Origin of the sequence: Akkermansia muciniphila ATCC BAA-835 (genome assembly GCF_000020225.1) — a bacterium.
GTDB lineage: Bacteria > Verrucomicrobiota > Verrucomicrobiia > Verrucomicrobiales > Akkermansiaceae > Akkermansia > Akkermansia muciniphila.
In genome coordinates this window covers 2,543,965-2,563,477 of sequence record NC_010655.1, presented here as the reverse complement: position 1 = coordinate 2,563,477, position 19,513 = coordinate 2,543,965, and the positions used below count along the sequence as shown (strand labels likewise).

15 protein-coding genes and 1 riboswitch are annotated in these 19,513 nt (G+C 55.5%); of the genes, 1 reads left to right on the top strand and 14 read right to left on the bottom strand.

The window, feature by feature from the left end:
• Positions 1-24 precede the first annotated feature (24 nt).
• Positions 25-1,335 carry a malic enzyme-like NAD(P)-binding protein gene (locus AMUC_RS11245; protein WP_012421129.1) on the top strand — a complete coding sequence of 437 codons (1,311 nt, stop codon included), beginning with the start codon at positions 25-27 and terminating at the stop codon, positions 1,333-1,335.
• A 750-nt stretch (positions 1,336-2,085) separates the two neighbouring features.
• Here AMUC_RS11245 and AMUC_RS11230 read toward each other — a convergent pair.
• The 14 genes from AMUC_RS11230 to AMUC_RS11165 all read right to left on the bottom strand — a co-directional run bounded on the left by AMUC_RS11230 (position 2,086) and on the right by AMUC_RS11165 (position 19,501).
• A complete protein-coding gene (locus AMUC_RS11230) occupies positions 2,086-2,805 on the bottom strand; it encodes a PEP-CTERM sorting domain-containing protein (protein ID WP_042448446.1) in 720 nt (239 codons plus the stop codon).
• 244 nt (positions 2,806-3,049) lie between these two features.
• Positions 3,050-3,190, bottom strand: a riboswitch (cobalamin riboswitch).
• A gap of 172 nt (positions 3,191-3,362) precedes the next feature.
• Positions 3,363-4,964 (bottom strand): 2-succinyl-5-enolpyruvyl-6-hydroxy-3-cyclohexene-1-carboxylic-acid synthase, encoded by a 1,602-nt coding sequence (gene menD / locus AMUC_RS11225; protein ID WP_012421127.1) that lies wholly within the window; start codon positions 4,962-4,964, stop codon positions 3,363-3,365.
• A 5-nt stretch (positions 4,965-4,969) separates the two neighbouring features.
• A complete protein-coding gene (gene metG, locus AMUC_RS11220) occupies positions 4,970-6,622 on the bottom strand; it encodes a methionine--tRNA ligase (RefSeq protein WP_012421126.1) in 1,653 nt (550 codons plus the stop codon).
• Positions 6,623-6,849: 227 nt separating this feature from the next.
• Positions 6,850-8,052 (bottom strand): MalY/PatB family protein, encoded by a 1,203-nt coding sequence (locus AMUC_RS11215; RefSeq protein ID WP_012421125.1) that lies wholly within the window; start codon positions 8,050-8,052, stop codon positions 6,850-6,852.
• A 25-nt stretch (positions 8,053-8,077) separates the two neighbouring features.
• Positions 8,078-8,497 (bottom strand): L-fucose mutarotase, encoded by a 420-nt coding sequence (gene fucU / locus AMUC_RS11210; protein WP_012421124.1) that lies wholly within the window; start codon positions 8,495-8,497, stop codon positions 8,078-8,080.
• Positions 8,498-8,567: 70 nt separating this feature from the next.
• Positions 8,568-9,716: a phosphotransferase enzyme family protein gene (locus tag AMUC_RS11205; protein ID WP_012421123.1), complete on the bottom strand. Its 1,149-nt coding sequence runs from the start codon at positions 9,714-9,716 to the stop codon at positions 8,568-8,570.
• 79 nt (positions 9,717-9,795) lie between these two features.
• On the bottom strand, positions 9,796-10,710 hold the full coding sequence (locus AMUC_RS11200; RefSeq protein WP_012421122.1) for a hypothetical protein: 915 nt from the start codon (positions 10,708-10,710) through the stop codon (positions 9,796-9,798).
• A 238-nt stretch (positions 10,711-10,948) separates the two neighbouring features.
• Positions 10,949-12,997, bottom strand: a complete 2,049-nt coding sequence (locus AMUC_RS11195; protein WP_012421121.1) for an acyltransferase family protein — start codon at positions 12,995-12,997, stop codon at positions 10,949-10,951.
• A 174-nt stretch (positions 12,998-13,171) separates the two neighbouring features.
• A complete protein-coding gene (locus AMUC_RS12240; protein WP_012421120.1) occupies positions 13,172-14,176 on the bottom strand; it encodes a nitroreductase family protein in 1,005 nt (334 codons plus the stop codon).
• Between the two features lie 39 nt (positions 14,177-14,215).
• Positions 14,216-15,751, bottom strand: coding sequence for an MATE family efflux transporter (locus AMUC_RS11185; protein ID WP_012421119.1), 1,536 nt, complete (start codon positions 15,749-15,751; stop codon positions 14,216-14,218).
• A complete protein-coding gene (locus AMUC_RS11180; protein ID WP_012421118.1) occupies positions 15,744-16,928 on the bottom strand; it encodes a polysaccharide pyruvyl transferase family protein in 1,185 nt (394 codons plus the stop codon). Before AMUC_RS11180 ends, AMUC_RS11185 begins: the two co-directional genes overlap by 8 nt.
• Positions 16,929-17,081: 153 nt before the next feature.
• Positions 17,082-18,086 carry a glycosyltransferase family 2 protein gene (locus AMUC_RS12235; RefSeq protein ID WP_012421117.1) on the bottom strand — a complete coding sequence of 335 codons (1,005 nt, stop codon included), beginning with the start codon at positions 18,084-18,086 and terminating at the stop codon, positions 17,082-17,084.
• Between the two features lie 23 nt (positions 18,087-18,109).
• Positions 18,110-18,958 carry a glycosyltransferase family 2 protein gene (locus AMUC_RS11170; protein ID WP_012421116.1) on the bottom strand — a complete coding sequence of 283 codons (849 nt, stop codon included), beginning with the start codon at positions 18,956-18,958 and terminating at the stop codon, positions 18,110-18,112.
• Positions 18,959-18,961: 3 nt separating this feature from the next.
• Positions 18,962-19,501, bottom strand: a complete 540-nt coding sequence (locus AMUC_RS11165; RefSeq protein ID WP_012421115.1) for an LbetaH domain-containing protein — start codon at positions 19,499-19,501, stop codon at positions 18,962-18,964.
• Between the last annotated feature and the right edge of the window lie 12 nt (positions 19,502-19,513).

The following is a 19,513-nucleotide window of genomic DNA, read 5'->3' as shown; positions in this document are numbered from 1 at the left end:
ATTTTCTGTTTTTTCATTACAATCATGAGTTCCGATATTAGATTAGATGCCTTGCAGTACCATTCCCAGCCCCGCCCCGGCAAGGTGGAAACGCTGCCCTGCAAGCCCTGCTTTTCACAACGGGATCTGACTCTTGCCTATTCCCCGGGCGTGGCCGAGCCCTGCCTCCGCATTAAAGAGGATCCTTCTCAAAGCGCCCTGTACACTGGTCGCTCCAATCTGGTGGGCGTAATCACCAACGGCACCGCCGTTCTGGGACTGGGCAATATCGGTCCGGATGCCTCCAAGCCGGTGATGGAGGGCAAGGGCGTTCTGTTCAAGGTGTTCGCGGATATTGACGTTTTTGACATTGAGCTGAACGTGAAGGAACCGGAAAAGCTGATTGAGACGATCAAGACCATGGAACCCACTTTCGGCGCCATCAATCTGGAGGACATCAAGGCTCCGGAATGCTTCATGGTGGAAGAACGCCTGCGGGAGGAGATGAATATTCCCGTGTTTCATGACGACCAGCATGGCACGGCCGTGATTTCCGGCGCCGCCCTGCTGAACGCCGCGGAGTTGACGGGCCGCAAGCTGGAGGATATGAAGGTTGTCGTCGTGGGGGCCGGCGCTGCCGGCATTTCCTGCGCCAAGTTCTACATGACGTTAGGGGTGCGTCGCGAACATATCTACATGTTTGATTCCAAGGGGCTGATTCATACCGGACGCATTGATCTTCATGCCACGAAAGCGCAGTTCTCCCAGTCGGAAGACTGCTCCCTGGAGGAGGCCCTTACCGGAGCGGACGTGTTCCTGGGGCTGTCCACCAAGGGACTGCTCACGCAGGACATGGTGAAGCTCATGGCTCCTTCCCCCATCATTTTCGCCTGTGCGAATCCGGACCCGGAAATTACGTATCAGGATGCTAAAAAAGCGCGGCCTGACTGCATTATGGGGTCCGGCCGTTCCGACTGGCCCAACCAGGTGAACAATGTTTCCTGTTTCCCCTTTATTTTCCGTGCCGCCCTGGATGTGCGCGCTTCCGTCATCAATGAACAGATGAAGATTGCCGCCGCCCGCGCCCTGGCCGATCTGGCGAAGGAGCCCGTCCCCCAGGAAGTGATTGACCTTTACGGGGGAGCCCCGCTCAGCTTCGGCATCGACTACGTGATTCCCAAGCCCATTGATCCCCGCATTATTGAATGGGAGTGCCCGGCGGTAGCCCAGGCGGCCATGATTTCCGGGGTGGCCCAGTCCCCCATCCGGGATATGGAAGCCTACACGCTGGAATTGCGCAAGCGCATTGCCGCGGCTCGTGAACGCGTCTCCGGCGTGGTGCGCAGCTATCTTTAACTGGTTTCCGGCGGAAGGCCGGCAACCTCATGCCGTGCAGGAACGTATTTAATGGCAAGGGGGGGAGACTGCGTCAAATGCCTCTGGAGGCGGAAAAAAGGGGAGGGCGGCCCGGTGCTTCCTGCCGTATGAATATTAAGGCGGACATGCTGTTTCATGGCACTGCCCTGTTGCATGCGGCTTTGGTTGTTTGTGCATCATTCGTCTGGGCTGTTTCCGCAGTCCCGGCGGACTTTCTGCCGATGAGAAAAAATGCCGGGAGAACGGTGGGAGGAGGCCGTTTCCCGGAAGTTGGAGGATTGCGACCGTGATCCGGCGGAGAACATCCTTTTCTGCAAATTAATGAGGATGTGGAGAAGGTGGAATTCTGATACCTGTTTTACGATAAGTCCGGCCACGGTTCTTCCCTGCTGGCATGCCGGGTTGGAGTTCTGGACAGAAAGAAGTCCTGTTTTTTCAACCGCGCTTGAATGCTGCGAGAGTGAATGAAAACGTACGCTGTGCCCACATGATAGGGAACACCGGGGGCTGAAGTTCCGTACCGGTTTGCAGCCCTATGCAAGGGAGGTCGAGGTTCGGAAGACGGTTGGGGCAGCCAGCTCTGCCAGGTGAAGGCCCTGAGCCTGCGTTGGGGGATGGGCGGAATGCCCAATGACTCGGTACGGCTTTTCCCTCCGCGCGAAAGGCAGTTGGGAAAATCGCAGAAGGCCGTAGCCGTACCGGATATTCCAGTAGTTTGGCGGTTCGAGGTTATCTTCTTCTGCGTGAGACGAGCAGGCCCGCGCACGACAGCGTGACAAGCAGGCATGAAGCCGGTTCGGGGACGCTTTCGGGGTCGGTGACGGTAACGATCATGTTCGGGAAGTACATGCTCGTTTCGTTGCCCGTATTGTAGTAGAGTATGACGGGAGCCCCGCTGTAAAAGGCTGTTGACTGCATGGAGGCGTAGGCAAATCCGTTGTCTACGCTGAATGGGGAGTCAGCTCCCTCTTCCGCCTGAAGGCTCGTGCCTATTGTCAGCCTGCCCAGCATGGCGGCGTCAGAAACGAAGGCGAAGACGTATTCCTGCGATGTGTTCAGAAGGAGGTTGCTGAAGGTAAATTCGACGTCGGTGTAGGAGCCGATATTCACGGAGAGGTTTTCTTCCGTGCGGGATTGCCCGACGACCGTCCAGTCCGCGCTGTCCGACGCCGGTTTGGTGAATACCACCATGGTAAGGCTGCCGGATGTGAAGTCCGCGGTAAACCGGTTGTCCGTCAGCTTGAGCTGTATGGAGTCGAGGTTCACGGCTCCGGGCAGGGCAGTATCAGAAGTAAAGCCCTGGTTCAGTTGCATGGAGATGCCTGTACCGCTGGCATTTACAGCTCCGGTTCCTCCTCCCGTAAGGATGTGGGCCGCATTTGCAGGAAGGGTTGAAATGGCCGCAAACAGGGCCGGCAGCAGTAATAGCAGTTGTTTTTTACTCATCATGTTTCGTATGGACTTTGTGTTGACGCACAGCCCATGCACCGGTTTCCAGAAAAAAGGCTTGCCATTGGCGGTTGCGAGACCGCCGGATGGGAAGGTTCCATTCATTCAGGGGGATACCGGAAACAGGAAAGTCCGGTTGAGACATGGAACCGGAAATAACAGAGGACGCCGTGAATGGGGCGCTCCTTATCCAAAGCGGATATGATTCTGGTGAACATGGTCTATCAAATGGTTTCCCGCCATATGCATAGGCATCCATCAGGCTGGTATTCTGGCTTATCTTCCTGTGGAAGAATTACAGTAGCGGAACTGCTCCGGATTCTAACCGGATTCCCCATCTATTTCCTGACGGCTCCCGCCGTCGTCCCAATGGAGATTCATTTTTCATGAATCGCCGTTAATGTAGTCTCTTCCCTTCGTCTGGCAAGAAAGAAATTTCCCTATGGTTAGATGCAGGAAATGTTATTTTTATCTGGCATTTTCAATCCATTTGGAAGGAATCGCAGGATATGGCCGGGCAAAAGGCCGGCTTCCTTTCGTTTTTGGTGAAGGCATGTTTACACCTGGGCGTTGGCCAGCCGGAGGCGGATCTGTTCCGTCTGCTCCCTGTCCGGGATGAGCTCTACAAGCGTCTGGCTGTTTTCCTCCAGGGAATCAAGCTGGTCGAAGTCCTCCGCCGTGCGGATGGTCAGGTAGCGCATTCCCCATTGTTCCGCAATGGCTTTGAAGGAATGGGCGTGGGGTTGTACAAGCAGCTTCCTCATGGTTTCCGGCTGGCCGTCTGCTCCCGGGAGGGTGCGGAAGATGCCCCCTCCGCCGTTGTTGATGACGCCGAGGACGCGGGTCCCCCTGTCCAGTTGGGGAAGGAGTGCCAGGGCATTGGAATCATACATGGCGGTCAGGTCGCCCACGAGAGCCCAGGAGCGGGAACACCGGGCGGAGACCCCCAGAAAACCGGAGATTTGCCCGTCAATGCCGTTGGTGCCCCGGTTGGCGCGGACGTTTTCCGTGGGGATGGACGTCTGGGCGAAGCTGTTCCAGTACCGCACGGGCATGGAGTTGCCCAGGTAAATGCAGTCTCCGTCCGCGGCAAAGCAGGAGAAGGAGCGCACCATGGCCTGTTCGCTTTCCGGGCAGGTGATGAGCAGTTCCTCCATCAGGGCTTTCCTGCGTTTGTTCATGGCGCGCAGGCCGTTGACGTCGCCCACGGTATCTATATCCCCCAGCGCATGCAGAATGGCTTCCAGGTCTCCGGTTACGACGGAGGAGGGGCGGGCCAGCCCGGAGAAGCCGGTGCGGGTGACGGAGAAGACTTCCGTGGCTGGAATGTCCTCCAGGTCGCGCCAGAAGCGGGCCACGGGCACGTCCCCTAATCTGAGCAGGACGGCGGGCGGGTGTTCCCTCAGCAGGGCGTCTGCGTCCGTCAGAGCCAGATGGGCCAGCTCTTCCCGGAGTCCGGAGGTGGCGTCCGCCACCACGGGGGCTTTCAGTTCGTTGGCCAGCCACCGGGCCGGGGCTTGTTCCGTGGGGTCCAGGCCGCCGATCATGACCACCAGCCCGCCGCGCGATTTGAAGCGCAGGGCCCGGGCCAGTTCTGCCAGGGAGCCCCGGAATCCGTTTTCCTCCGGAGGTTCCGCCGGGTAAAGGTCGCAGCTGCCGGGGTTCCAGGCAGGGTCCGGATCCGGCAGGCACACGTTGATATGGAGGGGTGAGGCGTAATCCCAGTCTTGCAGAATGTCTTCCGGCAGGCTTTCCGGCGTTTCCAGGTCAATCGTGGGTGCGTAAATGCCGAACAGATCCGCCTGTTCGATGGCCTGGGGAGCGGCGGAACCCCGGCAGGCCGCCGGACGGTCCGCCGTGAGCAGGAGCAGGGGGCGGCGCTGGTAGTAGGCCTCCACCACGGCGGGGAGCAGTTCCGCCGCCGCCGTTCCGGAGGTAGTGACCACGGCCACGGGCAGCCCTATATCCTGAATGCGGCCCAGCGCAAAGAAGGCGGCGGACCGTTCGTCAAAGTGAGTCCATTTCACCAGATCCTCCGCGGCAGCCAGCACCTGGAGCAGCGCCATGTTGCGCGCGCCGGGGCAGACCACCCACTCGCAAATGCCGCCCAGGCAGCATTGGGCCAGCAGGGATTTGACGAAGGATGCGGGGGAATTCACGGGAATCAGCCTTGTTTTTTTGCCGCCCTGGCCGCTTTTTCAGCCAGTTTGGCCTTTTCCTCTTCCGAAAGAATGCGGGGAAAAACGGGGGCGGGATCATTGATGCGGTGCCCTGCGGGGAGGATTCCCCACTTCAGCGCGGCCGGCGTAAGGCCCCGGAACAGATCCCCGGCGTTGAGCTGGCCCAGAATGCGGGCGGAGGCGTCAGGGAGGACGCAGCCGATGAGATAGCCCGTTTGGGCGCAGCATTCCAGCAAATGGCGCAGCACGCAGCGGAGGCGCGGGGCGGAGGCTTCATCCTTGGCCAGCTGCCAGGGCTGCTGCTGCTCAATGTACGCGTTACAGGCGGAAACCTGGGCGTTCAGGGCCGCCAGGGCATCGGAGGCCATGTTGTCGTCCATGTATTTGGAAAACAGGGTGACGGCCTGGTCCATGGTGGAGCGCAGGGCTTTGGAGGCTTCGTCATCATATGCCTCCGCTCCGGAGATAACGGAGTCGCAATAGCGGCGCGTCATGTTGATGGAGCGGTTGCACAGGTTGCCGAGGTCGTTGGCCAGCTCCGTATTGTACAGCATGACCAAGCGGTCCGCGTCAAAGTTGGCGTCCTTCCCGGTGGTGATGTCCCGCACCAGGTAATAGCGCACAGGTTCCGGGCCGAATTGTTCCGCCAGCAGGTTGGGGTCCACCACGTTGCCGATGGACTTGGACATTTTTTCCCCGTTGATGTTCCACCAGCCGTGCACGAGCAGGGTGGGCATTTCCTCGTCGGAAAAGCCCATGGCATGCAGCATGGCGGGCCAGTACACGCCGTGGGCGGGCACCAGGATGTCTTTGCCGATGACTTCGCAGTCTGCGGGCCAGAGTTTGGAGAATTCCGGCAGGCCGCTGTCCGGCTCCGCCAGGTAGCCGGCGAAGGAAATGTAGTTGATCAGGGCGTCAAACCAGACGTAGGTGACGAATTCGGGGTCGAACGGGAATTCGATTCCCCAGGAAAGGCGGCTCTTGGGGCGGGAAATGCAGAGGTCCGAGTCAAAGTCAATGGCGTTGAGCACTTCCGCCTTGCGGAAGGACGGAAGGACAAAATCACTGCTCTTTTCCACGAATTGCTTCATCCATTCCACATGGTCGGTCAGGCGGAAATACCAGTTTTCTTCCTCCAGTTCCACCACTTCCCCCCATTCCGGGCCGAAGTTGCCTTCCGCGTCCCGTTCCTTGTCCGTCAGGAACTGTTCCTGGCGCACGGAGTAGAATCCCTTGTAGGATTTTTTGTAAAGCTGCCCCTTGTCCTTCAGGTCCGTCAGGATTTTCTGCACGCAGGCCTTGTGGCGCGGATCCGTCGTGGAGGCCCATCCGTCATTGCTGATGCCCAGTCGGTCCCACAACGCCAGGAATTGCCCTGTGATATTGTTGACATGCTCCTGCGGCGTAATGCCCAGCTTTTCCGCCGTCTGCTGCACTTTCTGCCCATGCTGGTCCACCCCGGTCAGGAAATAGACTTCCTCCCCCTTCATCCGGTGCCAGCGCGCGAGGACGTCCGCCAGGACTTTTTCATAAGCGTGCCCGATGTGGGGCGGTCCGTTGGTGTAGTCAATGGCCGTGGTGATATAGTACATGCGGGGGACGATACTCCTTTCCTGCCGTTTTGCAAGCAAAGTCATGGCGGCATCTCGGGCGTGTTTTTCAGCATGGGATGGGAGAGTAAGGGGGGGCCGCGGGCGAAACGGCGGAAGGGGTTGTTCAGATATTCCCTTTCCACCGCGCCGCAGCGTTCTCCGCAAGGGACTCAACAGGAGAAAATACGGCGGGGCTGGATGTCTCCGGGAAAATTTCCCCAATACATGGTTCCGGAAATGAATTCCATTGCCGGGGAGCGTGATGCGTGTCTTTAATTTTGTGATTGTTGTTGCCGGAAGCCGCGGTTTTCATAGGCTTCCTCCAGCTGGCTGAGCGCCCGTTCCAGGATGGAGCGGGGACAGCCCGCGTTCAGGCGCATGAAGCCTTCCCCTTCCTTGCCGAAGATGGAACCGTCGTTGAGAGCCAGGCGCGCTCCGTCCACAAAAAATTCCACCAGTTCCTTCTGGGAAAGGTTCATTTCCCGGCAGTCCAGAAATACTAGGTAGGAGGCATCCGGCATGATGGTTTTAATTTTTGGCATGCGGCGGCGCAGTTCCGCGTCAATGAAGCGGATGTTTTCCTGAATGTAGTCCAGCGCCTGGGCCAGCCATTCCTCCCCTTCCGGGCCTGAATAGGCGCTGATGAGCCCGTCGTACGCGAAAACGTGCCCTTCCGCAAGCTCCCTGCCGCTGACAAAGTCCTGGTATTTCGCGAACAGGTCCGGATTCTGGCAAATCACGTAGGAACTGCCCAGGCCGGGCACGTTGAAGGTCTTGCTGGGCGCCATGTAGGTGACGGAGTTCATGCGGGCCTGTTCGGAAACAGTGGCGAATACGGTGTGCCTGTGGCCGGGAAGGGTCAGATCCGCATGGATTTCATCAGAAACGACCAGCGTGCCGTTTGCCGTACAGATTTCAGCCACGCGGCGCAATTCCTCCGGACTCCATACGCGGCCTCCGGGGTTGTGGGGATTGCACAGGATGAACATGCGGCAGCCACGCACGGCTTCCTGCATGTGGTTGAAGTCCATGCGGTAGCGGCCGTTTTCCAGAATGAGGGGATTGTTGACGATTTCCCGGCCGTTTTCCCGGATGATCATGGCAAAGGGGTGGTACACCGGAGGCTGGATCATGATTTTGTCCCCCGGTTCCGTAAAGCATTGGATGGCGCTGGAAATGCCGGGAACAATGCCCGGAGCGAAGCCTATTTCCGAGGCGTTCACCTTCCACCCGTGGCGTCGGTCCACCCAGTCCCTGATGGCTTCAAAGAAAGCGCGGGGCTTGACGGTATATCCCAGGATTTCGTGCTCGCAGCGGCGGCGGATAGCTTCCATGATGAAGGGGGGCGTCCTGAAGTCCATGTCCGCCACCCACAGGGGAATCAGGTCGTCCCGGCCCCAGCGGGGAAGCAGCGCTTCATATTTCAGGGCTCCGGTGCCGCGTCGCTCAATTACTTCGTCAAAATCGTACTGCATGGAAGGTTTGTCTGGCGGCCAATGGTCAGGAAAGAGGGGTAACGCCTTTTTTCAGGATGATGTTGCCGTATTTGGCCGTTTCCCCGGTAATGACGACGGCATAGGCCTTTTTGGCCCGTTCATAAAAAGCGTAGCGCTCCATTTGCTCAATTTCCCCGTCATAGTTCAGCGCCTTGCGGTATTTGGCTTCCACCGCAGGGTCCAGAGAGTCCCCCGGAACCGGGGCCATCATGATGACGGGCGTTGCGTAGGCATCCAGTTCGAAGAGGGGAATGACGGCAGCCAGCAGGGCATCCGCCCCCAGGCCGTCCGCCCTCAGCACCGTAGGGTTGAAGGTATGGCCGGGGAAGTGGGCGTCTGAAAAGACGATTTCGTCGCCATGCCCCATTTCCGCAAGAATTTTCAGCAGGGAAGGGCTGATGAGGGGAGAAATATTTTTTAACATGCCTCGCAGTATAGCACCAGCCCGCGTTCCGGTACTATCATAAAATTGGGGTAATGCCGGTCATGCCCTCTCAGCCGTTAACAGTCTGGAAGCATTTCCGGACGCATTCTTCCATTTCAGGCATTTGCTCTTCCATGCTTTCCACCAGCCTGAGCTGGGTGCGGGCACGGTGCAGATTGTGCCGTTCTTTTTTCGTTTTGAAATAAACGTCCCCTTCCAGGTAGTCCGTCAGGAAGCGGATTCCCGTTTCCAGCGTGATAAGCAGACCGGAAAAAGCGAGTTTGGAGACTTCCTGCGGCGTGATGAATTCTCTGGAGGCCTCCAGGTATCCCTTGACGACGGCCTCGAACATGGGCATGCGCAGGAAGGTTTTATCCAGATTTTCTTCATCTTCCGCCGCAGGGGAGGTCATGGTGCGCACCATGTCTCCGAAGTCGTACAGGACGCTCCCGGGCATGACGGTGTCCAGGTCAATGACGCAGACAGCCTTGTCCGTCTCCCTGTCCAGCATCACGTTGTTGATTTTCGTGTCGTTGTGGACGATTCTGACGGGGAGCTCCCCCCGTTCCTGGAGATCCAGCAGCACGTCCACATAACGTTCACGGCGGCGGATGAAGTCCAGCTCCTTGCGGCAGGTATTCAGACGTCCGTGGGAGTCTGCTGCCGCGGCTTTTTCCAAATGGTCAAAGCGCCTGCGGGTATGGTGGAAGAACGGAATGGTTTCATGGATGTCCTCCGGATTCATGTCACACAGGAGCTGTTGGAAAGCGCCGAAAGCGCGGGCTGCTTCGTAAGCCTGGCGGGGATGGTCCGCTACGTCGAACGTGTGGGTGTTTTCTATGCAGTTGTAGCAGCGCCAGAAGCCGGAACCGGGAATTTCCAGGTATTTGCGGCCGCCCCGCGCGGAGTACAGGTTCAGCGTCTGGCGGAAGGGCGTTTTCAGCACCCGGAACATTTTCCAGCGGATATGGTTGGTCACCTTTTCCACGTTGTGCATGACATCCCTGGGGCATGGGAACACGGCATCGTTCACGCGCTGGAAGATGTAGCGGCGGGTGGTGCCGTCCGGCTTCCTGTAGGTGGCCCGGAAGGTCATGTTGATATGGCCGCTGTTAATGACGTCGCAATGGAGGAATTCTCCTGCGATGGCGAATGCGTCGCTCAGGGCGGCCACTTGCTTCTGAAGGGAGGAAGTGTGGAAAACGGCGGACAGGGGCATGGGGAGTTAAGAAAAGCTCCGGCATGATTGATGGCACATGCCGGAGCTTGCGTTGGTTGAGTGAATGACAGTCAGATTGTTAGAAGGTGTAGGCAACTCCTACCCCGGCGACGAAGGTGAAATTGCGGTAAACCTTGGAGGGCTCCCTGTAGGGGAAACGGGCGGAAGCGCCGCGGTGGTTGGCCGCCAGGCCGCCGTTGCCGAGCCAGACCGTACCCACGAACGGAGTCACGGTCAGGTCTTTCGTGGCCTTGACAGGGGCGGAAACCGTCAGGGAAATGCCCTGGGTTCCATTGGCGTTCAGGGAATTGCTGTCAAAATAGCCGGCAGTGGCGTTCCAGGTGCCCGCCACGATGACGGAGGTGGATTTGTTGACGTCATACTTGTACCCCAGCGTATTGGTGAACCACCAGCCAGTCATCCAGCGGAACGTATATTGTACGCGGCAGTCCCAGAAGAAGTTTTCCAGCCCTTTGCCGAAGTCATGGTGAATGTCCAGAACGAAGCTGTGTTCTTCCGGCCTATTGTGGCTGAAAGCAGGGAAGCCGGAGTTGTTGCCTGTATTGTGGATGTTGAAACTTCCGGGGATACCGCCGTGGACAAACTGGTAACTCAGAGCCGCGACAGTGGATTTTCCGAATTTGCGGCTGACGCCTAAAATGGCCGAGCCTTCGTCGCAAATGCCGGAATCATTGTGTTCCAGACCATTATCCGTCATCCACTGATATTTTAATCCGCCTATCAGGGAATATTGATTGTTCAATTGATAGGCGCCGACGGCTTCCAGGGGAATGACATGATCACTTGCGGAATTCTGGAAAGCCAGACCGCGGCTGATGTATTTGGTAGCGTAGCCTGCTCCCAGCTGGGCGGAGAATGTCTTGCCGCCGTTATTGGCGTTTAAAACATCCAGGGGGAGCTGGATATCGGCAGTAGCCATGCCGGAAAAAGCGGCCATGGCCGCACATGTCGCAATAATGGTTTTATGTTGCATAATTAGAGGGGAAAATACAATAACAATATTTTTATTTTTAGCAAGTGTATCTTCAATACCAGAAAAGAAACGGAAAGATATGTTCAATGTATGACAAAAAGTGTTAAACATTTGGCGCATTATTCATCATGCAAGGGCATTTTTTTCCCAAAGAAAACTCTATAGCTTCCACAAAAGCCGGTTTTATTTAAATGTTTCCCTGCCGGAGCTGCGGCAGACGTGTTCACGGCTACGGATTTTATGAACCTGGTGATGCCGTGGATTCTTTTTGTAGCGCTTCCTTTAACTGGGGTTTCAGGTGCTGGAAGAGTTTGATGGAGCCTTTGCTGGACATGTGGTCGCTATCCTTGTACAGGATTTCCCCGTGTTCATAGGCGTTGAACGGCCTGTCTTCCGGTATATAGGGAAGTATGCGCAGGACGGTGCAGATCCCTTCCTGTTCAAGACGGTCAAGGATGGGAAGCACGGCGGCATGATCTTCCCTGTATTTTTGCCGCGTGCAGGTAAGGCTTTCCAGGCCTTTTCCCGTTTCCCCCCTGCGTATGAGGTTCCTGATGTATTTGGCCACATCATTTTGCTTGATGAGCGGAGTGGGGGCCAACAGGATGACTTGCTTGCCCATCGCCCGCAGTTCGGAGATAAACGCACGGAGAGAATCTGAATAGGCAGGTTCTCCGGAGGGAAGCGGCTTCAGCTTCCAGTCCATTACATTTTTACTGTCGTAACGGGTGCTCCAGTGCTGGGCTATCACCACATGGCTGATTTCCGGGTGGACGTTCAGCCATGCCATGAGGGCCTTTATTTTTTTCTCGTCGCAATAGTAGCTTGCATCAAACGGCAGCGCGGGCAATTCCCTGTTCCAGAACGGGGAAATGACGGAAGAAACGTAAATCCCGGAGATATCCAGTTCCCTGCATGCTGCGTCCAATCCGCAAAAGGCCGCAGAGGCGTGGCTGTCCCCCAGCAGGACTATGGATGGAGCTTCGGCAGGGGAACCCAGCTGCAGCAGGCCGGGTTCCGCACTTCCTTTGAAATCGGCTCTGCTGACGAAGGCAAAGATGTTGTTATTGAATTTGATGGCTTCCTTATCAAATCCCCGGGCGGCTTCAGGAGATTTGATTTCCGATGCGCCATGCAGCTGGGGGCTGGAAATGGAGTTGATTTCCTTGTTGATGTAGTTCCGGAATCCTTCCGTCTGCCTTCCTGCAACGCATAGAAGCAACGCGAAAAGGTACAAGGGGATAAACCATTTCATCTTCATGCGCTTTTTCTCTACTGCAAGGTACAGGAGACCTCCCAGGACTGCGGACGCCGCTCCGATGGCAAGCATTCCGGGCCATCCGGGAGCATGGAGAAACCACGAATGATAGAACGCGATGAGGGGCATATGCACCAGGTAAAGGGAGAACGAGATTCCTCCAATCCACAGCAGAAGTTTATTGTTGAACCAGTGGGCTAGCCTGCCGGATTCCGCATACCGGATCACCAGGCATGTCCCCAAAACTACGGCCGCCGAGCAGAGGGAGACATCCTTTCCGCGGGAAAGGGCAGGTACGAGGATGCATAACATTCCAAGGAGGAAGAGGAGAGCGTTTTTCTTGTTGTTTTCGCAACATGTTGAACTTAAGGGGGGGGGGTATATTGCTAACAAAATCCCCGCGCAAACCTCCCACAAACGGGGCAGCGTCATGTAATGGGAAGTGGGGCGGACCTGCTCCCAGACGGGCAGGCCGATTTCCTGCAACAGGTTGTGAATGGGATAGGAATAGGCCCAGAGAAAGGACCCGATGCCGGCGATCCAGAAAAGAGAGGCGGCCGCCCGTTTGGGAAGGTAACGGTACAGGACGCATCCCCCCGCGAACAAAAGATAAATCTGCACCGTCACCGCCAGGTACCACATGTGAAGGAACGGATTGCCGGAAGAATCCTGCGCGAAATAGTCGGACTGGATGACGGCCAGGAACCTGTTTGCGGCGCCTATCAGCGTATATCCGCCTGTGGAACTGGCTGTCGCCAGGTCCGTATAGTCCAGAAGGAACATGCCAGCCAGAAGAGTGAGCGGGACGATGACGGCAACCGGGGTAAAAAGTCTTAAGACTTTTTTACGGGCAAATTCCCCGAGACGGATTTGCATTTGCTGTTTCTGGAGGGACTTCATGAGCAGGTAGCCGGAAATCACCAGAAACACTTCAACGCCGAAGTAGCCGTAGGGGAAATGCTCCGGATTGAGGTGGAAAAGGATGATCAGAATAATCGCGAGGCCTCTGAGTGAAGTGATTTGCTTCATATTGATCAGGATTGCAGATAAATGAACGGAATTATGCGGAATAGCGTTGCTGTAAGATCCTCAAAAGATTCTGGCTTTTAATCTTCAACAAATCGCTCAGATGAAAGAGCTGGGAAAATGAAAATTACAGCGTAACCGGATAGAGGGAATTGTATGCTGTGAACACAGGTGAAATTACCGGTGTACGGTTAATATCCGGCTGACAGGTTTACGAGGCGAAGGCGCTAATCTGAAGTTTTCCGGGCAATCACCGCAGGCAAGAATGCAGATGATGCTTTCATGGTCGGGAATGGAAACCAGCTGCCTCAACCGGATATCCTGAAAGGGGGATACGGACCAGTTCAGGAGGCAGTGGGCTACCTTGTTGGCATGAAGGGCATAACAGAGATTCATCAGAAAGATGCCTGCGTTAGTGTACAGGTCGTTCCTTTCTTCCTCCCAGCGGATGTCGTGGAGATCCGCGGTAATAATGAGCAGCTTATCAGCCAAATGACCGAATCCCCTGTTTCCATTCTGGAGGGAAAGCACTTTTTTCCGGGTTTCCTTGTCACAGATGCAATGGACGCGGGCATGCTGCCTGTTGCAGGCGGATGGGGCATTGCGGGCAAGGGATACGGCCTGTTCTATTTGTTCCAGTGAAACCGGGCCATTGAAGTGACGCACGGAATGGCGGGATGCCGAAAATTCGGGAAAGGAGGATTCCAAATGGGCATAATATTGTTCCCTGGTCATTTCTATCTGACCGTCTTCCTTGACCGCAGGGGGGAAGTCCGCCAGCAGGCTGTCCAGCGCCTGCTGGAGATCCGGACGGAGGCTGAAGTTTTCTTTTCTGTGCATTTCGCGGTAAGCGTCCAAGACGGAGATGGCATGCAGGATTTGATCATTTTGAGGGAACTTTTCTGAATAATCCCTTATCAGACTGATGAGGTTCAGGACGGCATCATGTCCAAATCCCAGACGTCTTTCAGGCATGCTTAATCCTTTTTCCAATACATGGTAGGCCATGATGACAGATGCCAGTTTCTGTTCTTCTTCCTCATGGTGAAGGGAGCCTGCATGGCGGATAAATCTTTTACGGTCGTAGGAATAAAGATACCTTAGTTTATAACGGCTGGAACGCGTGTAACATATGGCATTGAGACGGTTGGAAATTTTTTTCAGGAGATTCAGCATATTCATGGATGTGGATTGCGGTTAATGGGAAGGAAGGTTTTTAAATCAGGAGTGGATAAGGGAGGTAATTCTTTTTTTAAGCTGTTGAAGAATCAGTATTTTTTCCTGGTTATTCAATCCTGTCAGGTAAGTGAGAAGGATGGACAAGAGAGACGTTGAAAGAAGAAAAATAATGCGTTTTCCATACATGTCAGGCAACAGCAGATAAATGGCGCAGTTGACAAGGCAGATCAGCAGGCTGGCGGAAACTGTTTTGAGAACCACCTGTTTAAGAAAGGAAAGTACGGAAAAGCGGAGCATTTTTTTCAGAAGCCAGAGCCTCATGATCAGCGCCATGATGGTCAGGACAATGGAGACGATCAGGAAGGAAACGGGAGGGAACCCCCATTGAAAGACCAGATAGCTTAACGGGACGTTCAACAGGAGAATTGTTCCCACGCTGGCCTGATAAAGGGCGATTTTCCCTGTAGCCAGGAGAACGGTGATCAAATAAGTGGAGTAGCTTTCCGCCAGCACGTTAGCCAGGAGAAGAATCACGAAGATATTGGTGTATGCGGGGATTTCCTTGAGCCAGAGAGAGAGGATGAAATCAATGTTGAAGCACAGGGGAAGCATGAAGACGGCCAGGAGAAAGAAACTGTAGCGCGTTCCGTTGAATACCAGTTTCCACATGTGTTCGTAGTCTCCCGCCGCGTAGCTTTTCGTGATTTGCGGCTGCATGGCGCTGGAAAAACTTCCCATCAGGGAGGTTACTCCGGATGAAACCTGGGACGCCACGGCCTGAGCGGCATTGATGAGTACGCCGAAAAAGAGGTTGATGACCACATTGATGCCGGCCCCCTTCAGCAGCCAGGCGATGGAGCCGAAAAGGTTCCACGAATAAAATGCTCCCATTTCCTTGAGAAAGGGCTTGTCCAGAATGGCCCGGTAGCGGCAGCTGGAGTAATGCCTGCTGCAGTAAAGGGCATAAAAGCCGCTTGAGGCCAGGGTGAGCAGAAAACAGTACCCGGCGAAATAAATCAGCCTGTCCATAGGTGCGTAATACAGCAGGATGACGCATATTACTTTGACTCCTGTCAACAGGATTTCTACTGTCGCCAGCACCCGGAAATTTTCATGCGCTGTCAGCGTTGCGGTGTACGCCACGTTGAGCAGGCTTACCAGGAATGTCATCAGGGAAATCTGATAGACCCAGTTGACGGCATTCATTCGGTCCGCGGGAAAAACCATGCGGCAATTAACCGCCCACAGCCCCACGGTTTCCCCCAGTATGAATATCACCAGGGCAAAAATAAAGAGGATGCTCAGGGAAGAGGAAAAAACCTTGTTCAGCCTTTGGTTATTGTTCCTTCCCAGTTCGTAAGTGATGAACCGGCTGATGGCCGTATTCAGACTGCCGTTGAACAGGCCGAAAAGAGCCACCAGGCTGCCGACGACGTTGTAAATCCCGTAATCCGCTATTCCCAGCGCGTCCAGGGTAAGGCGCGACGTGTACAGCCCGATGACCAGATTGACCAGCGAACGGGTGTAAAGCAGCATGGTGTTGCGGGCAATGCGCTTATTGCTGTTTTCTTCAGCCATGGCGGCAAATGCTTTGTTGAATGGCCTTTTCCAGAAATTCGGCAGAGTGGCCGCGAAGCTGTTCCAGCCTGTTTTCTACGGCTTCCCATTGGATCCTCTGTTCCATCTGTTCCCGCATGAGACCTCTCTCCGGCGCGTAAATCCTGTCTTCCAGCCCCAGGGATTTCAGGAGAGAGAAGAAACGCGTGTTTTGAATGGCCGTGTCTCCTGCCTGAAGAATGCTCAGAAACGGCTTGCGCATGATGATGGAAAAAACCGTACCATGAAAGGAATTGGTGATGATGTTTTTCGCTTCCTTGAAGGCCTGGATGAATTCATAAGGATCAGGGGTGATGATGCTGTCTTCCGGAATGCAGAGTTCCGTTCCCTGCAGGGGAATGATACGAAGAGGATTTCCCTTGAAGGAATCAAGAATCTGATTCCAGTAAATTTCAGTAAGGGCGTCCGTATTGAGGAAATACCCGAGAATGGAGTCAGGAGGAAGGTAGGCGGATTGTGCCGTGACTAGCGAGGTGTATTCTGAAGGATCCAGCAACAGGGTTGGGTCGAGAACGACTTCCACTTGCTCCATACCGGCTTTTTGGCATATTTCCCTGCCTTCAGTTTCCCTGACGGAGATTCCTGTAAAATAAGGCAGCTCCTTTCTGGCTTCAATAAACCATCGTTTGCTTTGTTTTCCCCAATTGGCGCTGGCCGCATAGGCGATTCGTTTTCCCGGAGGAGCAAAATTCAGCAGTTTGTCAAAATCATCAAGGGTCCATATTTGGTCGCTGCCCGCCAGGTAAACATCCGCTTCCGGCGGATGCTCGCGCAATGTAACGCGGTCATAGGTGATGGGGGTGGTGTTAAGGTGTTTGCTGATGAAAGATTCAAAGGGGCGCGGGTGCTCCCGGTTGAAGCGGGCAATCCTCTGTGCTTTTTCCTCAGCTTCCCGTGCTGGTTTTTGGAAAAGCCGGCGGAACAATTGGAGAGGATGAAGAAGATAAAACTTTATTTTCTCCCGGAAGGAAATGGGCTGGCTGATTTCTTCCTGTCTGATCAGGAATGGAAATAGGCCCATTTTTTCCAAGTAACGCTGGAGGGCAAAATTTTGTAGCAGTGAACCGTAGTTTGTTTTAATGAAATAGTAGTGGCTTGTAATAATGCCTGCTTTTGGAAGGTGTGCGTGTTGGTTCATAAGCGAGTCCTGGTGGTCAATGAGAGATTTTGCTTTCTGGAAATGTTTTGATTCCGGCTATTTGTTATTTAACAAAAACGGGAACGACCGAAATTGGGAACGGATAAGTTTTTTTTGATGAAATTTTGAAGCATGTTATTGATTCCACAATCGTCAGATGTTCCTTGCCTTCAGCAGAAGGTGGGCCAGCCGGTACCTGCGTGCCGCCAGCAGACGGCAGACAAGGTGGAAGTAGCGGCCGCACAGGGGAAGCTCCGCCTTGCGTGCGGCCAGTCCGCTGGTAAGGAAGTCCCGGAATACTTCCTTGCGCGCGGCATAGGGCTGCCGCTGGAGGGCATGGAAAATCACGCTGATTTTTTGCAGGATGTAGCCTTTGACAATGGGAATATCTTCCTGCGGGAGGGAAAGGGTGCTGGTCCAGGCCAGGAATTTGGTTGTGAGCGTGTCTATGTCCCGGACGAGATTGAAGCGGCTGCGCTTGGCCGCTCCGTTTTCCGTTTCCTGCGCGCGGTAATGGTAGAAGGCTTTTTTGAGCAGGATGATGTCCGGGGCGCAGACGGAAAGGTAGTCCAGGACAAACTGGAAGTCTTCAAATACGACGGCGGAGGTGTTGAAGAGGATGCCGTTTTTTTTCAGGAGTTCCGTGCGGAACAATTTGTTGCAGGAGGATTCCATGTCCAGGCTGGTCAGCAGGTAGCGCAGGAAAGCCCCCGTTTCCCCCGCGGGGATGTGCTGGTTCCGGCTTGGGAGGGTGGTTTCCGTGCGGATGAGCCGGGAACCCGCATGGAAGTCTTTGCTGATTCCGTAGCAGAGGAGGGCGGCTGCCTGCGCGCGGAGAGCTTCCTCATGGAGGCAGGCCAGCATGTCCGGCTCCACGGTATCGTCCCCGTCCACAAAGGCGGTCCAGTTTCCCTTCGCCAGGGAAAGCCCCGCATTGCGCGCGGCGCTTACGCCCCGGTTGTCCTGGTGGATGGCGGTGAAACGGGCGTCCTTCCGGGCGTATTCGTCCAGGATGGCTCCGCTGTCGTCCGGGGAGCCGTCATTGATGCAGATGCATTCCCAGTCCGTCAGGGTCTGGTTCCTGATGGAGTCCAGGCAGTCCCTGAGGAAAGGGCCGGAACGGTAAACGGGGATGATGATGGAAAAAAGCGGGGACATGGAGATAAAGCGGGGTAATGGGGTCAGCGTACCGTGTTGGCGGAGCCTTTTTTCTGTTTCTCGAATTGCCGGGCATCCACGAGGGTCCTGTACCACCATCCCTGCATGAAATGCCATAAAAATCCTTCCCTGCCATCCAGAAAACCCAGCTTCAGGAAGTAACGGTAGCAGAAGTAGGCGAAGGAACGCCAGAAGAGCGGCTGGCGGGCGTAGCGTTCCTTCATGGCGCGTTTTCTGCCTGCCTGGCCGTCGATGCCGGAGTCCGCCGCGGAGGAGGAGAGGATGTCTTCAATATCCGCCGCTTCCCGGGAGGAATAGTCCACGTGCTTATGCGCCCACCAGCCCAGGTCATTCAGGTTTTCATCCACGAAGTCATATTCGAATTCAACGGAGTGGCCCCGGCTGAGTTCCATGTGTTCGTCCATATGGCGCTGTTCGCATCTGGCCGCTCCGTAGCGGAACAGGCGCAGCAGCTTGACCGGGTAAACGCCGTGCTTCATCCACCGGCCCAGGAAAATATGCCGGCGCTTGTGGATGATTCCGGTGACGTCCGGGGGAAGGGCGGGCAGTTTTGCCTTCAGTTCTTCCAGGGCTTCCGGCATGAACCATTCGTCCGCATCCAGCCTCAGCACCCATTCTGCGGTGATGGGGCAGTTGTCCAGAGCCCAGTTGAACTGGAGGGCGTACAGGCCGGGCCATTCATGCTGGATGACCTGCACCCTGGGGTATTCCCGGCAGATGGCGGCGGTGTTGTCTGTGGAAAAACAGTCAATGACAAAGACTTCTTTAGCGACGGGAAGAATGTTTTCCAGACAGCGGCGGATATGGAGTTCCTCATTTCTGGCGAGGATGATAACGGAGAGGTCAAGCATGGTTTAGCGGAGCGTGCGTTGTTTGATGAATCGGGCCGGGTTCCCGCCCACAACCGTCCAGGGGGCCACATCCCTGAATACGGCGCTGCGGGCTCCTACCACGGCTCCCCGGCCAACCGTCACCCCCATGCCCACAAAGGCCTGCGCCGCCACCCATGCCTGGTCTTCCACAGTAATGGGGGCGGAGATGAGGGCGTGGGCGGGATCCGAGATGTCATGGGAGGCCGTGCAGAGGAAGGCCCCCTGGGAAATGACGGCGTGGTTTCCGATGGAGATGGGGGCCTTGTTGTAAATTTCTGTATCAGGGCCGATGCAGGCGTATTCCCCTACGGAGAGATTCCATGGCGCCCAGATATTGCTGCTGGGGTAAACGAGGGAGGCAAGCGGTATGTTTGCCCCGAACAGGCGGAGCAGCAGGTTCCGGGGGACTTTCATGGCGTTGGTGACCATGAGCCGGAAGAGCGTCCGGTTGACGATGTACCAGCCATACCGTTTGAGGCGGTGGCTGAGGGAGTAGTGTTCCTGGTAACGGGAAAGATCCATGGCTGGGGATGG

Coding starts and splice junctions, on each gene's coding strand:
- AMUC_RS11245 (WP_012421129.1), top strand. CDS start 25: ATGAGTTCCGATATTAGATTAGATGCCTTGCAGTACCATTCCCAGCCC.
- AMUC_RS11230 (WP_042448446.1), bottom strand. CDS start 2,805: ATGATGAGTAAAAAACAACTGCTATTACTGCTGCCGGCCCTGTTTGCG.
- metG (WP_012421126.1), bottom strand. CDS start 6,622: ATGACTTTGCTTGCAAAACGGCAGGAAAGGAGTATCGTCCCCCGCATG.
- AMUC_RS11215 (WP_012421125.1), bottom strand. CDS start 8,052: ATGCAGTACGATTTTGACGAAGTAATTGAGCGACGCGGCACCGGAGCC.
- fucU (WP_012421124.1), bottom strand. CDS start 8,497: ATGTTAAAAAATATTTCTCCCCTCATCAGCCCTTCCCTGCTGAAAATT.
- AMUC_RS11205 (WP_012421123.1), bottom strand. CDS start 9,716: ATGCCCCTGTCCGCCGTTTTCCACACTTCCTCCCTTCAGAAGCAAGTG.
- AMUC_RS11200 (WP_012421122.1), bottom strand. CDS start 10,710: ATGCAACATAAAACCATTATTGCGACATGTGCGGCCATGGCCGCTTTT.
- AMUC_RS11195 (WP_012421121.1), bottom strand. CDS start 12,997: ATGAAGCAAATCACTTCACTCAGAGGCCTCGCGATTATTCTGATCATC.
- AMUC_RS12240 (WP_012421120.1), bottom strand. CDS start 14,176: ATGAATATGCTGAATCTCCTGAAAAAAATTTCCAACCGTCTCAATGCC.
- AMUC_RS11185 (WP_012421119.1), bottom strand. CDS start 15,751: ATGGCTGAAGAAAACAGCAATAAGCGCATTGCCCGCAACACCATGCTG.
- AMUC_RS11180 (WP_012421118.1), bottom strand. CDS start 16,928: ATGAACCAACACGCACACCTTCCAAAAGCAGGCATTATTACAAGCCAC.
- AMUC_RS12235 (WP_012421117.1), bottom strand. CDS start 18,086: ATGTCCCCGCTTTTTTCCATCATCATCCCCGTTTACCGTTCCGGCCCT.
- AMUC_RS11170 (WP_012421116.1), bottom strand. CDS start 18,958: ATGCTTGACCTCTCCGTTATCATCCTCGCCAGAAATGAGGAACTCCAT.
- AMUC_RS11165 (WP_012421115.1), bottom strand. CDS start 19,501: ATGGATCTTTCCCGTTACCAGGAACACTACTCCCTCAGCCACCGCCTC.